Origin of the sequence: [Bacillus] selenitireducens MLS10, from assembly GCF_000093085.1 — a bacterium.
Lineage (GTDB): Bacteria > Bacillota > Bacilli > Bacillales > Salisediminibacteriaceae > Salisediminibacterium > Salisediminibacterium selenitireducens.
Genome location: NC_014219.1, coordinates 949,566 through 964,104, shown reverse-complemented (window position 1 = coordinate 964,104; position 14,539 = coordinate 949,566). Strand labels below are relative to the sequence as shown.

Sequence of the window (14,539 nt, the reverse complement as noted above, 5' to 3'; positions counted from 1 at the left end):
GTACCAACAGTCCAAAGAGAATATCAATGCGGGTAGCTGATCAGACCGCCCAACAGCGTCACCATCACGATGCTCACCACCGTCACCGTCAAAGCAGCCGTAATCCCGATATAAAACGGCTTCACCCCGTGGTGCTTAAAGACACCGAGATTCGTCGACAGACCGACACCTGCCATGGCAATCCCGAGGAGATACGTCGAACCGAGGGTACTGAGTCCCGCTGTGACGTCCGCCCACACGGAAGGAGAGAAGACGCCGAAGGCAAGCCCCGTTTCCGCACCGGAATCACCGACAGTTCTGACACCTGCCATCAGAAGAAAGCCGATCACAAAGAGCGGAATGAGCTGATACCACTTCTTCACCTCGGCACGGCCCCCGCTCTCCCGGTTCTGCCGCATCAGGTAGTAGTACGACATGATCGGCACAACGGCGATGAGCATCGTGTTGCGCGTCAGCTTCGAAATCGTCGCGACATCCACTACCGCCGACGAGGTAAACACCTGATCATAAATCAGCGACGCCCCGGCAACCTGAGCCGTTTCGTGAATTGCTGTACCGAGAAAGAGACCCGCCCGTACCGGATCGCCGGCAAACAGCACGTTCGCGAGATATGGATAAAGAAACATCGCGATGATGCCGAAAATTGTAATATTCCCCACCGCATAGGCGATCTCTTCATCATTGGCCTTGATCCCGGGCGCCGTCCCGACGATCGCCGTCACCCCGCAGATCCCCGTCCCCACCGCCGTCAGGGTCCCGAGGCGGTGCGACTGCTTTAACAGCTTCGTCACCCACATCGTCATGGCAATCCCTGCGATGACACAGATCAGGATAATCGGAATCCCCCACGCCCCGAGGGTAATCACGTCGAGGAAACTGAGACGAATCCCGAGAAAAATGATCCCTGCCTTCAAAATGACCTGCACCGAAAATGCCACCCCTGCCGAAACGGCCTCCGGGAGCCCGAATCCGTTCCGGATCAGAAGCCCGAGCAGAATCGCCACGAAAATCGGCGACACCGGGTTCCCCGCCTCAGGAGGCAGGCCCTGCATCTGATTGATGACTGAACCGATCATCCCTGCAAGCCACATACTCGCAAGAAGCAGCACAAAACAGACAAACACCCCAGGGATGACCCCGGCCATCTTTTGAATCCGGCCCATCCTCACCACAACCCTTCACAAGTTTGATGCTCTTATCGTATACCGAAAACCGGCGTCGCGGTGATTGTGTTTCGTAATGCGAACGATCAGAAAACCTGATACTGCCCAAAACCGGGCCTGACTGATTTCCAGCCTGCACCGGAGAGGACCTCTTTTCCAAAGTCCCGTTTTCCTTAGCATGTCCGACGCTTAATTCACGACGCCTTTCACGTACTCAATTGCCCCATGGATATTCGGGACAAGCTTATCCACAGGGAAATTCCCTTTACAATCAATACCTGCAGATCATCCCGTCACCTGCCGCAATCATCTTCTGTGCCGTTTATCCCTGTTCTTTCAAAATCCCGTAATATCTGAACCGTTTCTACCTGGGATCGGATCCTTTATTTGCGCGAGCGGGTTATCAATATCTAAAGCCCACAATGTAATCATCGTGATGCTCCCCAATCAAATATTCATATTTTTACTATAAAACAGTCACTATCACGAATGATTTATGACTAAAGCGTGAACAATTGTTGAATTATGGTCGTACGTACATCCATATGTGTATACTTTGTATTGTAGGCGCTTTCATAAATTAGTCAGTAGCGCTTATACATACTATAAGGAGGTTTTTATATGAAGAACCAATGGTTACGATCCGGCATCATCGCTCTGGCATTGCCCGGGTTGATTGCAGCCCCTGTGCTGGGCGGTGGAGTCAGTGCAAACGGGGATGAGACAGCTGTCACAAACGACGTCGCGGAATCGCATACGTTAGCGATTATGGGCACAACAGACATCCATGCCCACGTCATGGCCTACGATTACATGGCTGACAAAGCCGACGAAAGCTTCGGGCTTGCCAAGATTGCCTCGATTGTTGACGAACAGCGCCAACTTTACGATCACAGTGTCCTTGTCGACAACGGTGATGTGCTACAGGGAAGCATCCTTGGCGACCTTGAAGCCGTTGTCGATCCTGTAGAGGGGGAGAAAAACGTCATTCTTCAGGCAATGGAAGCGATGCAATACAATGCCGCTGCCATTGGAAACCATGAGTTTAACTTTGGACTGGATTTTCTCGATCGTTCCATCGCAGATTCCGATTTCCCCTGGCTGAATGCAAATGTGAAACGGGCCTCTGACGGAGAACCACGCTTTGATCCTTATATCATCGAGGAGATGGAGATTTCAGGAGAAGAACTGAAAGTCGGCATGATCGGCTTTGTACCGCCGCAAATTATGACATGGGACCGTATGCATCTCGAAGGTCATGTTGTCGTTGATGAAATTGTTGATTCCGCGGAAGAATTTGTACCGAAAATGAAAGCCGATGGGGCGGACGTCATTGTTGCCATCGCGCACTCCGGAATCGATGCGTCAGAAGACGCCTCCGCTGATGCAAGCTGGCATCTGACTAACGTTGAGGGGATCGATGCCGTTGTCAGTGGACATAATCACAATCTGTTCCCTGAAGAAGCCTATCATGATCTCCCGGGTGTTGATCCTCAAACAGGAAAAATTAACGGGACTCCTGTTGTCATGCCCGGCAGCTGGGGATCACATTTAGGGATTATCGAACTTGACATGACGCACGATGGCGAAGAATGGATGATTCAGGATGGCCGATCTTTCAACATCGCATCCGTCGACTATGAAGAGCATCCTGACATTGTCGACATTGCCGCTGAGCGTCATCAGGCAACCATCGATTACGTCAATAACCCCGTTGGTGATACAAAACGCGACATCAACACCTTTTTTGCCCGACTGCTTGACAATGAGACGAATGAACTTGTCAATGCAGCACAGCTGCACTACGCAACCGAGTACTTAAAAGGCACCGACTATGAAGACTTTCCGTTATTAAGCGCTGCTGCACCGTTCCGTGCCGGACGGGGGGGGACCGGGGTACTTCACAGATGTCCAAGAGACGATCGCCATTAAAGACGTCGCAGATATCTATATTTATCCGAACACCCTTCACATTGTAAAAGTGGACGGACACGATCTCCACCAATGGCTTGAAAAATCTGCAGGGAATTTCTTTGAGATCGATCCGCAGTCAACTGAAACACAAATGATGGCAGATTACAGCTTCCGTGGATACAACTTCGACACGATTGATGGCGTCGAGTATCAGATTGATATCACCAAACCGTTTGGAGAACGAATTGTAAACTTGACCTATAATGGTGAAACCGTTGTGGATGATGAAGAGTATTTGGTCATCACAAACAATTACCGCGCAAGCGGCGGGGGCGGTCTTCTGTCTGATGCCGAGTCTGCGGAGATTATTTACTCGAGTACGCTCGAAAACCGCGAAGTCATCATCGATTACATTCGGGAAACAGGGACACTCGACATCGAGCCGGATATGAACTGGAGTATCGTGCCGTTTGACCATGAGGGAGAACTGCACTACAAAACGTCTCCGGCTGCTCTTGACTATTTAGACCGCAGCGAAGGCTATGACTTCCTCAGCTATGTGGAAACCGATGCCGACGGATGGGCTGTCTTCTCATTTGATATGGATCAATACCGTTCCATGATCGACGGAGAAGCGCCTGTATTCAGTGATTACGGGGAAAATGAAAACTATTTTGAAGAAGTCAGGCAAATGGCCGACCTCAACGTTATTCAAGGATTCAAGGACGGCACATTCCGACCAATGAATGACATTAAGCGTGCTGATGTGGCTGTCATGTTAGCCAGAGCCTTCGACCTCGAACACCATGGCCATGACCTCTTTGAAGATGTCAATCAGGCACATCGTGCATTTGAGGAAATACATGCCGTGAAAGAGGCGGGGATCTTCCTCGGTACTGTTGACAATGAATTTTTGCCAGATGCCATGATCACCCGCGGTGAGGCTGCAGCCGTTATCGCAAGAGCATTTACATTCATGGATGAAGACGTTTCAAGCGAGACGACTTTCCATGATGTTCACGGGGTATTTTCTGATTACATCGGCACCCTTCAGAACATGGGCATTGTGCACGGCATTTCAGAAGATTACTATGGGATGGATGAACATCTGACAAGGCTCCAGTTTACAATTATGATGAGCAGAAGTCATAATCATTCCGTACGATAACACCAATAAAAAACAGGCTGTGCCCCGACCTTTCGGTTGGGTGCGCAGCCTGTTTTAATGTGATTCGATTCATGATGGTGTAACAGAGTCTGTACCTCAAATCGAAGCTCTTGCTGTCGAATGCATGTCATTTGATTACATGACTCGTACAACGACACCGCGGAAACGCTCAGCCCAGTAGCCTGAACTCATATCCGCAACGGCAACGCCCGTTGAAGACTGTGAACCGAGGAACTGGCCGTTGCCGAGATAAATGCCGACGTGTCCGTTCGACGTATACGTATCAAAAAACACCAGATCCCCTCGCTGCATCTCATCGGCAGAGACACGCTGGCCGGACTGAACCTGTGCCTGGGTGTTCGCCGGGAGATCGATGCCAATCTGACCGAACGCCCAAGCCGTAAAGCCTGAACAGTCAAAACGTCCATTGGCGATGTCACTCTGCGAGCGGCCGCCGCCAAAGACGTACGTGGAGTTGCCAATATACTGCTGGCTTGCATCGACGATCGTATCAACCGTCCCTGATGCTCCTCCAGAGGATGACGCAGCGGCTGATGCCGTGGCATTATTAGTGCTCGCCGCTGCAGACTGCGCCGCTTCTTCAGCACGTGCCTGCTCTTCTTCAATACGGTTCATCAGATCGGCTTCTCTTGCTTCAAGGTCATCAGCGTCAGACACGAGTGATGCAATCATCTCTTCTTGTTCCGCCTGCATCACAGTGACTTCCTGACGAAGGCGCTCCTGCTCCTCATACTGATCTTCCATGTATTCAATCATACCCTGAAGCTCCGTCCGCTCTTCTTCAAGACTCTCAAGCTCCGATTCGTGCTCCGATTTCGTTTCATCAAGAGCCTGCTGGCTCTTTTCAAGCTGCTCAATGAAATCCTGATCGGCCTGGGCAATTTGCGTCACCGTAAAGACCCGGCTGATGAAATCCGCAAACCCTTCAGCTCCGAAAAGGACCTCCATGTAAGATGAAGTCGGTCCGCCTTCACGCTGGTATGCGCTAGCCCGGTTTTTTAAATGCTCCATCCGTTCTTCTATGTCTGCTTCAAGACGGGCTATTTCGTCTTCCATCTCTTCAATGGCTTCTTCTTTTTCTTCGATTTCAGCTTCCGTTTTTTCAACGTTCTCTTCATTCAAACGAAGCGCTTCATCGATCTGTTCGATTTCAGATTCAATGGCTTCCACTTCGCTGACCAGCTCCGCCAGTTCCGCTTCAGCTCCAGAGAGCTCTGACTGGATGTTGTCGAGCTCGGACTGTACTTCATCCCGCTCGTTTTCAAGTCCTTCCGTGGCCTCAGCCACGCTGTCATATGTGAAAATACCCGCCGCAATGATGAGGGCACTTATCAGTACTTTTGCTCTTTTCATAATCTCATCTCCCCAAGCAGTGTTAATTTGCTCACATATGAAAGTCTATCATTTGGGATAAACCAAGACATCATAGGGAGATTAAAAAACTGTTTCAAAAGATTACAAAGCGGGTAACAACCTCTCCATTAAACTCCAAGCGAAGCAACAAGAAAAAACACGCCAATCGCCAAGCCATAGTCGCAGTTTTACTTTATTCTTTAGCAAAGTTTAACTTTCCTAAAGGACAAAAAAGCTTCCGGCAATCCATCAGGAAAACCGGAAGCTTTTGATCACTTATTTGATCATGATCGAAGGACGTACATCAACTGCAAACTAGTCCATGCCCCTGAAATCTTCATTCAGCGTTCGTGAAAGAAATGCTGAAAATTGCCCGCGGGTTACATCGTTATCCGGCCGGAAAGTGCCGTCAGGAAAACCTTCTGTGATATTTTCATGCAAGATGAGCCGAACTGCTGAATAGGATTGCATCGAAGGCGATACATCGCTGAAATCCGCATCCGCCTCGGTTTCAAGATCAAACGCTCTCGCAATGAAAATCGCCATCTGTCCGCGTGTTACCGGAGCATCCGGTCTGTATGAACCGTCAGGAAATCCCTGAATAATCCCACGGTCAGCCGCCTCCTGCACAAAACCTGAGAATGTGGTATTCATGCCGACGTCGGGGAATGATGTCTCTCTTTGTTCTCCGTCAAATCCAAGTGCCCGGCCAATCATAATCGCTGCCTGACCACGAGTTACCACATCGTCCGGACCAAACCGCCCGTCTGTATAACCGCCGATTATACCCAGACCGGCGAGGTACCGAATTTCAAGGTGGAATCGCTCACGCTCATCCACATCACTAAAGGATGGTGCTTCCTTCTCTTCGACCGTCACCGTGATCACGAGCGGCTCCGCTTCGTTGCCCGCGCTGTCTTCCGCCGTATACGTCAAGGTGTACGTCCCTGGCTCTGTCGTATCAATGGCAGAGAGCGTTTCACCTGCTTCATTTTCAATCGTTACTGTCGGAAGAAGATCCTCATCGGTATTATCCGTTACACTCACTTCCGGTATCGTAAAGCCTTCACCGTAAGCAACCGTAATCTCTGTCGGGCCTTCATACACAAGCTCCGGTGGCGTCGTGTCTTCCTTCTCTTCCACCGTCACCGTGATCACGAGCGGCTCCGCTTCGTTCCCTGCGCTGTCTTCCGCCGTATACGTCAAGGTGTACGTCCCTGGCTCTGTCGTATCAATGGCAGAGAGCGTTTCACCTGCTTCATTTTCAATCGTTACTGTCGGAAGAAGATCCTCATCGGTATCATCCGTTACACTCACTTCCGGTATCGTAAAGCCTTCACCGTAAGCAACCGTAATCTCTGTCGGGCCTTCATACACAAGCTCCGGTGGCGTCGTGTCTTCCTTCTCTTCCACCGTCACCGTGATCACGAGCGGCTCCGCTTCGTTCCCTGCGCTGTCTTCCGCCGTATACGTCAAGGTGTACGTCCCTGGCTCTGTCGTATCAATGGCAGAGAGCGTTTCACCTGCTTCATTTTCAATCGTTACTGTCGGAAGAAGATCCTCATCGGTATCATCCGTTACACTCACTTCCGGTATCGTAAAGCCTTCACCGTACGCAACCGTAATCTCTGTCGGGCCTTCATACACAAGCTCCGGTGGCGTCGTGTCTTCCTTCTCTTCCACCGTCACCGTGATCACGAGCGGCTCCGCTTCGTTCCCTGCGCTGTCTTCCGCCGTATACGTCAAGGTGTACGTCCCTGGCTCTGTCGTATCAATGGCAGAGAGCGTTTCACCTGCTTCATTTTCAATCGTTACTGTCGGAAGAAGATCCTCATCGGTATCATCCGTTACACTCACTTCCGGTATCGTAAAGCCTTCACCGTACGCAACCGTAATCTCTGTCGGGCCTTCATACACAAGCTCCGGTGGCGTCGTGTCTTCCTTCTCTTCCACCGTCACCGTGATCACGAGCGGCTCCGCTTCGTTGCCCGCGCTGTCTTCCGCCGTATACGTCAAGGTGTACGTCCCTGGCTCTGTCGTATCAATGGCAGAGAGCGTTTCACCTGCTTCATTTTCAATCGTTACTGTCGGAAGAAGATCCTCATCGGTATCATCCGTTACTCTCACTTCCGGCATCGTAAAGCCTTCGCCGTACGCAACCGTAATCGCTGTCGGACCTTCATACACAAGCTCCGGTGGCGTCGTGTCTTCCTTTTCTTCCACCGTCACCGTGATCACGAGCGGCTCCGCTTCGTTCCCTGCGCTGTCTTCCGCCGTATACGTCAAGGTGTACGTCCCTGGCTCTGTCGTATCCAATACGTCCAAGACAGCACCTGCTTCGTTTTGGATCATGACTTCCGCCGTCAAATCCTCGTCCACGTTATCCTCAACCGTCACATCCGGCAAGAAGAACTCCGCGCCATAGGAAACAGTGAATGTCAGAGGACCGTCATAGATGATAACCGGCGGTTCCTCATCCACCGTTTCAAGGACATTCACAGTGATGAATAGAGGTTCAGCCTGATTCCCCGCCTCGTCTTCCGCATCAAAGCGCCATGTATATGTCCCCGGGATGTCTGTTGAGAATGTATCCGGATCGAGTGCATTGCCATCACTGTCAAACAGGCTGACCCGCACGTCAAGATCTTCACTGTGTGACACGCTTACTTCCGGTATCTCAAAGGAGGCACCCTCCGAGACATCAATCTCAAGAGGACCGTCATAGATTAATTCCGGAACTTCCGGCTCATCACCGGCAGGCTGATAAGAAGCCAATCCAAAGCCGTAAAGCTCATTTCTTCCAGGCTCTCCGAGATCTTCTGCATGATCGATCATATACTGCCTGATCTCAGTGGCAGACCAGTCCGGGTTCCTTTGCATAAGCAGTGCCCCCAGTCCCGCAATATGGGGTGATGCAAACGATGTTCCAGACATATAGGAATAAGCATTCTCGTTATTGATCGTATAAATCTGTTCAGACTGAAATCCCCGTCCTTTTCCTCCCGGGGCAGCCAGTTCATTCTCTGGGCCTGTAGAGGAATAGTAGGCTCTCTCCTTGTCCGGATCCAGTGAAGCGACAGCAATTACCTCGTCAAACTTCGCGGGATACACCATATTCTCACCTGTGCCTTCGTCATTCCCGTGGTTCCCGGACGATGCTACGATGAGAATCCCCTCATCCGCAGCGGACTGGAATACCCTATGCATATTTTGCAAATAGTCGTCCCAGCCAAGACTCAGGTTAATGATGTCCATCTCCTCTTCAATGGCCCATTCAATTCCCTGGACGATATGAGAGGTGTCACCGACGCGATTGTTTCCATCCTCATCCTGGTGACTGACTTTCACACCGTACAGATCAACCCCTGATGCCATGCCTTCGGCCTCGGTTCCCGGTAACGAGCCGATGACACCCGCCACGCTGGTGCCGTGGCCGTTAGGGTCCTTCGTGAAATCCGTTTCTTCATCGATGACTGACACTCCGCCTGCATAGTCAATATCATCATGATCAAAGAAGCCTGAGTCGAAAACAGCGACTTTTACGTCCTCACCCGTAAACCCGTCTTCCCAGGCATCGTATGCACCGATCATCTGATTATGCCACATGGGAGCATCGTCATTCGGTCCCCCGCCAATCCCTGAAAACCGCTCCGGATACGTCTCATGAAATTCAAACGGAACGGCCTCTTCCACGCTCAGGACCCCCGGATCTGCCAGTAATGACGCCATTTCGCTTACAGGAACCGAAGCCGTTCTCACATTCAGATTTTCCATATCCTTCACATTGTCATACACCGGTACATTCAGCCAGCCGAAACGCGTTGGCTCTTCAGGGATATCATCCTGATACTGAATGATGACTTGAAGATGTTCCTCCTGCTCCTGTGCATAGCCAGCCGGTGTGGCGAGCGAAAAGAAAAGAGACGCAATCAATAAAATGGACAGCCTTTTTCTCCATGGTTTCCCTTTGCCTGCTGATGGTGATTTTCCTTGTCCCAAAAGCCGATCCCTCCTTAAGTGATTGTGCAGAAATCCTGCTGTATGATGCAACTCACCTTCTTACGTATTGCGTCTATCGTACCATATCCTCAGGCTGATTTCAGCTGTATGATTCTCATGCCTGTCTGTTTTGTACGTCTCTGTCAAAAGCAACCCGCGCAGCTTCTTCAGAAGCGCTGTTACCGCAGACAAAGGAACCGGCCCGGATCAGCGTCAGGTCCTCCAGTGCGAGCCATGGACTTTGCCAGAGCAGGAATGCACGAATCGGCGCGTCTTTACGGTCCACCAAAAACCGCTTCGTCCGAAATACCGGCTCCCCATTACGAACAGAGGCCTCTGTTATACTGTTTACCAGGACCCGTTCGTGTGCCGAATCCGGTTCATAGTCGAAAAGCTGAAAGAAAGAGGCGTCACGTATATGGCCGTTTGCACGCAATTCCCAGGCCGAATCTTCCTTCGTCCGGTTCGCTGCCGCTATTTCAGACTCCCATAAAAAAAGCTGCCTGTTATCCGGCACATCCGTTTCCCGTCCAGGTGTAAACAGCCAGAGAACCGGCATTTTTTTTACCTTGTAATACCGTTGCTTGCGCTTGACTTCCCGAGCGATCCGCTTGTCTGTCTCCGGCGCGATTCCTTCAATCCGCTCAATGCCGAATCGTTTTCCATTAATTCGAATACCGATCTCCGGCGTCTCTTCAAAGTCCTGAAACAAATTGCTGCCTGCATCGACCTCTTCACAGCCAATATTCCGGAGTGCTTTCATCAGTTCGTCTGCCGTCACCTTCATCATCTGTCACCCTTTCATTCATCTGCAGTTTTCATTATAAACACTGTCATCTGTCTGCATCGTCGCACGATCTGAACAGAGAAGCAACAAAAAGCCTGCTTTTTAAAGGAGCAAAAAGCCGATCAGGGTACCCATACTGCCGCAAAGGAGGGCAAAGGGCATGTTTCTGAGCGTAATGCGATACGGATTCTGCATCGTATTCATCGCCGTCATCGTCACCGTGACCCCGTAAGTTCCGACCGTCGCCGTTGCAAGCGCGCCCATAATCAGAACCATCCCGATACTGAGCGGATTAATCACCGCAAACAACGGCTGCAATATCTCACCAAGAATCGCAATTGTCGCAATCGGATGCACCCCGATCATACTAAGTGCGAGGTATGTGAACTGCACGAGAAGCAAAATCAGAAGCGGTGTCTCGCTCGCAGCTTCAAACGGCATCTGTAAAAATGCAAGAAACGGTGTCTCGTTCAGACTCTCAGAGAAGAGGGCCAAAGACAGAAACAGGACGACGAAATTCTGCAAATGATTGGTCCGGTGCTTCCACGTTCCCCAGCCAATGTGGATAAACGAGCGGAAACGGCCCATAATCAGAGCCCAGCCGAACGAGAACGGTAAAATAACGAGGGTCACTGACAGAATGAAATTCAGTGAAAAAACGTTGCCGATCGTCACGACAGCTGTCAAAAACACCCCAAGTGCCACCACGAGCTGCATCATTTTCCATGCGGTCACTCGCCAGTTGATAACGATCGGCTTCATCTCATCGTCAGTATGCTTCTCATTTGGAATCCGCCGAAACAACAGCCAGTTCCAAAACCAGTCAATCACAAGCAGGCTAACAGAAGCCAAAAAGAGCCATGGCAAAAAGGCCAGATAGCTGACCCCCGTCGTATCGACGGTGATCGCCACCATAATCTCCATCGGACTCCAAAGGAGCGCGAGAGTAAACGCCCGCAGTGTCACACGGCTGATGAACGAATCCCTCAGCCGTTTGCGGAAATGCTTCAGACTGCTGCGGAGTACATCCTGAGACAGAGACAGCGCCGAGAGGTTGATAAACATCGCCAGCAGATACGTTGAGAAAGAACTTCTTGTATACATTGTGCCGAGATGACTGGCATTGACTTTCGTAAGATCATTGATCCGGCGGTCAAAGCGACCGGAGCGGACGACGCTGTTCATCCACGGCAGCACCGTCAAGAAAGAAAGAAGCGGCATAGTCGCGATCATCATGCCCGGCAGTTCACTTATTGGCAGTCCGGAATAGAGAAACATCCCGGCCCCCGTAACGGTAAATACGCCTCCGAGAATCCGGAACAGCCCCGCTGCTCCCATGAAGGCTATGACGAGCATCGGCATGGCCAGAATGCCGATGACGTCGTCCAAAAGCGGACTGCCGATAAACCGATTTACGATAAACAGCCCAAAAACGGGCGGAAACCATATGTGCAGGCGCCCTTGAAACATCCCCATCATGTCATAACTCCTCCGTCCGTCATTCATAGACAAAAGCATACCACAATACACATGGCCCGTTCATCCTTATGACTCCGAGCATTTCCTGAACGTTTTCCCATTTTCCTTGCCCTCGGTCGTTTTCCATGATACAACGGCTAAGAACGCCAGAAACCGATCAATGAAAAGGGAGACCGATACTCATGAAGCCAACGATTCGATACAGTGCAATCCTGTTTATTGTCGCTGCGGGCCTGACCGCCTGCAAAGAGGAGAACCAAAACGGCCCTGCAGACAGCGCAGAAGACAGCGGGACATCCCTCACCGTCTGGTCCTACGGCACGGACTATGAAGATCTCGTCAGAGAATACGAAAACATGCACGATGATCTGAACATCGATCTCGTCGAGCGGGATCAGGACGATCACCAGCTCGCCCTCTTCACAGCACTGTCTGCCGGCGGAGGAGCGCCGGACGTGGCTGCCCTTGACTGGTCACAGCTCGACACCTACCTCGATGCCCAAAATCAGTTTGTCAACCTCAGTGATCACGGTGCGGCGGATCATGCCGAAGGCTTTCTGGACTGGGCCTTTGAAGCAGGGTCTTCCTCCGACGCCTCATTCATCCTGGGACTCCCGGCCACCGTGTCACCGACGGTTATGCACTACGACAAAGACCGATTCCATGAAGCCGGGCTACCGTCAGATCCTGAAGAAGTGGAAGACGCGATCCGCTCCTGGGATGACTTCAGAGAAATGGCGGATCAGCTCCAAACCGAGACCGGAACGGCAACAGCCGGAAATCCGGACATCCTCTATCACGCCCTTCGCGATCAGATGGAAACCGGCTACTTCAACACCGATGGTGAGCTCCTGATCGGCTCATCATCTCATATCGAGTCCATCTTTATGAAAACGGCCGAATGGATGGAGGAAGGCTACCTACTCCTTCATGATCACGATTCCGAGTCCTGGCAGGAGGCGACAGCGAACGGTAATTTTGCCACGATCCTCGGCGACTGGACGATGACCCGGAATCTGAAAGCCGACGCACCGGACTCAGACAGCTGGAGAATCGCTCAAATCCCTGAAGGAGCAGGCAATCGGGGAGGGACGTGGCTGGCTGTACCTGCTCAGTCTGATGCCCCGGATGAAGCCTACAGTCTGATCGAATGGCTGACTGCCCCCGAGCAGCAACTCCGCCTCTATGAACAGACCGGACAGCTCCCGGCTTCTCCTGCCGTTTATGACAAAGACGCTTTTTCATCCATCACCGATCCGTACTTTGGAGGACAGGCCACAGGCGTATTGTTTGCCGAAGCTGCCATTTCCGCAGCTCCTCACCACCGGGGGCGCAACTATGAGAGCGTGGATGAGGAAATTCTCATCGGCCTTGACAATGTCTTTTTGTCCACGCCTCCTGACGACGAATGGGCGGACATCCTGGAACGTGTGGAACGACGGATTACAAGATAACCGCCATATGCGATTCTGCCCGAGATGTTCGGCCCCCTCACATATGACCATTCGTCACAGTAATCCCGCATAAGTCTTTAGTCTTTTTTCACCTGTAATCTGTACCGTTATTGTTTATTTTTTAATTTTTACAATATTCGCCCCGTTCCAAATGCCTCAATTACACATACTTTCAGCATATTTTCGACAATATATCTGTATTTTCCGTATAATATATGTAGAGAGGATATGCATCTTCATGAAAGGAGGCATTTAATTGGACCATTCTTTCGTTAATCCCTCATTACAGATCCTGAAGAGCGGACTGGCACTCGAACGGGCCTCCTCGAAACATTCAGTCGTTTCACTTTTACACGCATTTGACGGCACCGAGGTCATTCACCATCGTCTCGATAAAGGTTCCCGTTGGGGCATTTCCCCGGATGAAGAAGAAACAGAGCGCCTCGAAGCTGTTTACATTCTTTCCGGAAAATTGAAAATGAAACGTTCTACAGAGGAGACCACTCTATTGAACGGGGACTTTCTTTCCGGAACGCCAATCAATGAATACCTCGTCCTGACGGCACTCGAAGAGTCAGCCTTTCTGTATATTACATCCAAACCCGTTTTTCACTATTACAGCCACGACACCAGGAACTTTGAAGAACTTGCCATAAAAATAGAACAGAAAGACGGTTACACGGCCGACCATTGTTCGAGAATCAAAGATCTCGCCATGCTCGTCGGTGATAAAATGGGCCTGCATTCCGAATCGCTGATGAAGCTTCATTTCGGTGCACTCCTTCATGACATAGGCAAGACACAGGTCCCTGAGGAAATTCTTCTGAAACCTTCAAAACTCACTGAAGAAGAATGGGCCATCATGAAACTGCACACATCCTACGGTGCCGAAATGTTACGGGAAACCTGCATTTCTCATTTCCTTCTGGCTGCAGAAGTCGTCGAGCAGCATCATGAACGCTATGACGGAAGCGGCTATCCCCGTGGCCTGAAGAAAGAAGAAATCTCTCTCGAAGCAGCCATCGTCGGCCTCGTCGACTCCTATGACGCTATCACCAGTGAACGCGTGTATCAGCATGCCCGCTCCCATGAGAGCGCCCTTAATGAACTGCGTGGGCTCCGCGGTATCAAGTATCAGCCCGATGTTGTCGACGCCTTTACTGATGTCATTGAGCACCACCGAAAAGGAGGTGATTAAATC

At 50.9% G+C, this 14,539-nt stretch carries 9 protein-coding genes; 4 read left to right on the top strand and 5 right to left on the bottom strand.

Features of this window, described 5'->3' with window-relative positions:
- Positions 1-23: 23 nt before the first annotated feature.
- Entirely contained in the window at positions 24-1,163 is a 1,140-nt protein-coding gene (locus BSEL_RS04435) for a YeiH family protein (protein ID WP_013171804.1), read from the bottom strand.
- A 621-nt stretch (positions 1,164-1,784) separates the two neighbouring features.
- On the opposite strand from BSEL_RS04435, the gene BSEL_RS04430 reads away from it, so the two are divergent.
- Both BSEL_RS04430 and BSEL_RS16965 read left to right on the top strand, forming a co-directional pair.
- Positions 1,785-3,095, top strand: a complete 1,311-nt coding sequence (locus tag BSEL_RS04430; RefSeq protein WP_049773570.1) for a metallophosphoesterase — start codon at positions 1,785-1,787, stop codon at positions 3,093-3,095.
- Positions 3,037-4,245 carry an S-layer homology domain-containing protein gene (locus BSEL_RS16965; RefSeq protein WP_049773568.1) on the top strand — a complete coding sequence of 403 codons (1,209 nt, stop codon included), beginning with the start codon at positions 3,037-3,039 and terminating at the stop codon, positions 4,243-4,245. Before BSEL_RS04430 ends, BSEL_RS16965 begins: the two co-directional genes overlap by 59 nt.
- Positions 4,246-4,380: 135 nt before the next feature.
- Here BSEL_RS16965 and BSEL_RS04425 read toward each other — a convergent pair whose 3' ends face one another.
- The 4 genes from BSEL_RS04425 to BSEL_RS04410 all read right to left on the bottom strand — a co-directional run bounded on the left by BSEL_RS04425 (position 4,381) and on the right by BSEL_RS04410 (position 11,884).
- The gene (locus tag BSEL_RS04425) at positions 4,381-5,619 is read right to left on the bottom strand and encodes a C40 family peptidase (protein WP_013171802.1); all 1,239 of its coding nucleotides are present in this window, start codon (positions 5,617-5,619) and stop codon (positions 4,381-4,383) included.
- A 315-nt stretch (positions 5,620-5,934) separates the two neighbouring features.
- Positions 5,935-9,618, bottom strand: a complete 3,684-nt coding sequence (locus BSEL_RS04420; RefSeq protein ID WP_013171801.1) for an immunoglobulin-like domain-containing protein — start codon at positions 9,616-9,618, stop codon at positions 5,935-5,937.
- A 115-nt stretch (positions 9,619-9,733) separates the two neighbouring features.
- Entirely contained in the window at positions 9,734-10,408 is a 675-nt protein-coding gene (locus tag BSEL_RS04415; RefSeq protein ID WP_013171800.1) for a hypothetical protein, read from the bottom strand.
- 99 nt (positions 10,409-10,507) lie between these two features.
- Positions 10,508-11,884: a hypothetical protein gene (locus BSEL_RS04410; RefSeq protein ID WP_013171799.1), complete on the bottom strand. Its 1,377-nt coding sequence runs from the start codon at positions 11,882-11,884 to the stop codon at positions 10,508-10,510.
- A 182-nt stretch (positions 11,885-12,066) separates the two neighbouring features.
- On the opposite strand from BSEL_RS04410, the gene BSEL_RS04405 reads away from it, so the two are divergent.
- Together BSEL_RS04405 and BSEL_RS04400 are read left to right on the top strand one after the other, a co-directional pair.
- The gene (locus BSEL_RS04405; RefSeq protein ID WP_013171798.1) at positions 12,067-13,338 is read left to right on the top strand and encodes an ABC transporter substrate-binding protein; all 1,272 of its coding nucleotides are present in this window, start codon (positions 12,067-12,069) and stop codon (positions 13,336-13,338) included.
- 256 nt (positions 13,339-13,594) lie between these two features.
- Entirely contained in the window at positions 13,595-14,536 is a 942-nt protein-coding gene (locus tag BSEL_RS04400; protein ID WP_013171797.1) for an HD-GYP domain-containing protein, read from the top strand.
- Positions 14,537-14,539: the final 3 nt, after the last annotated feature.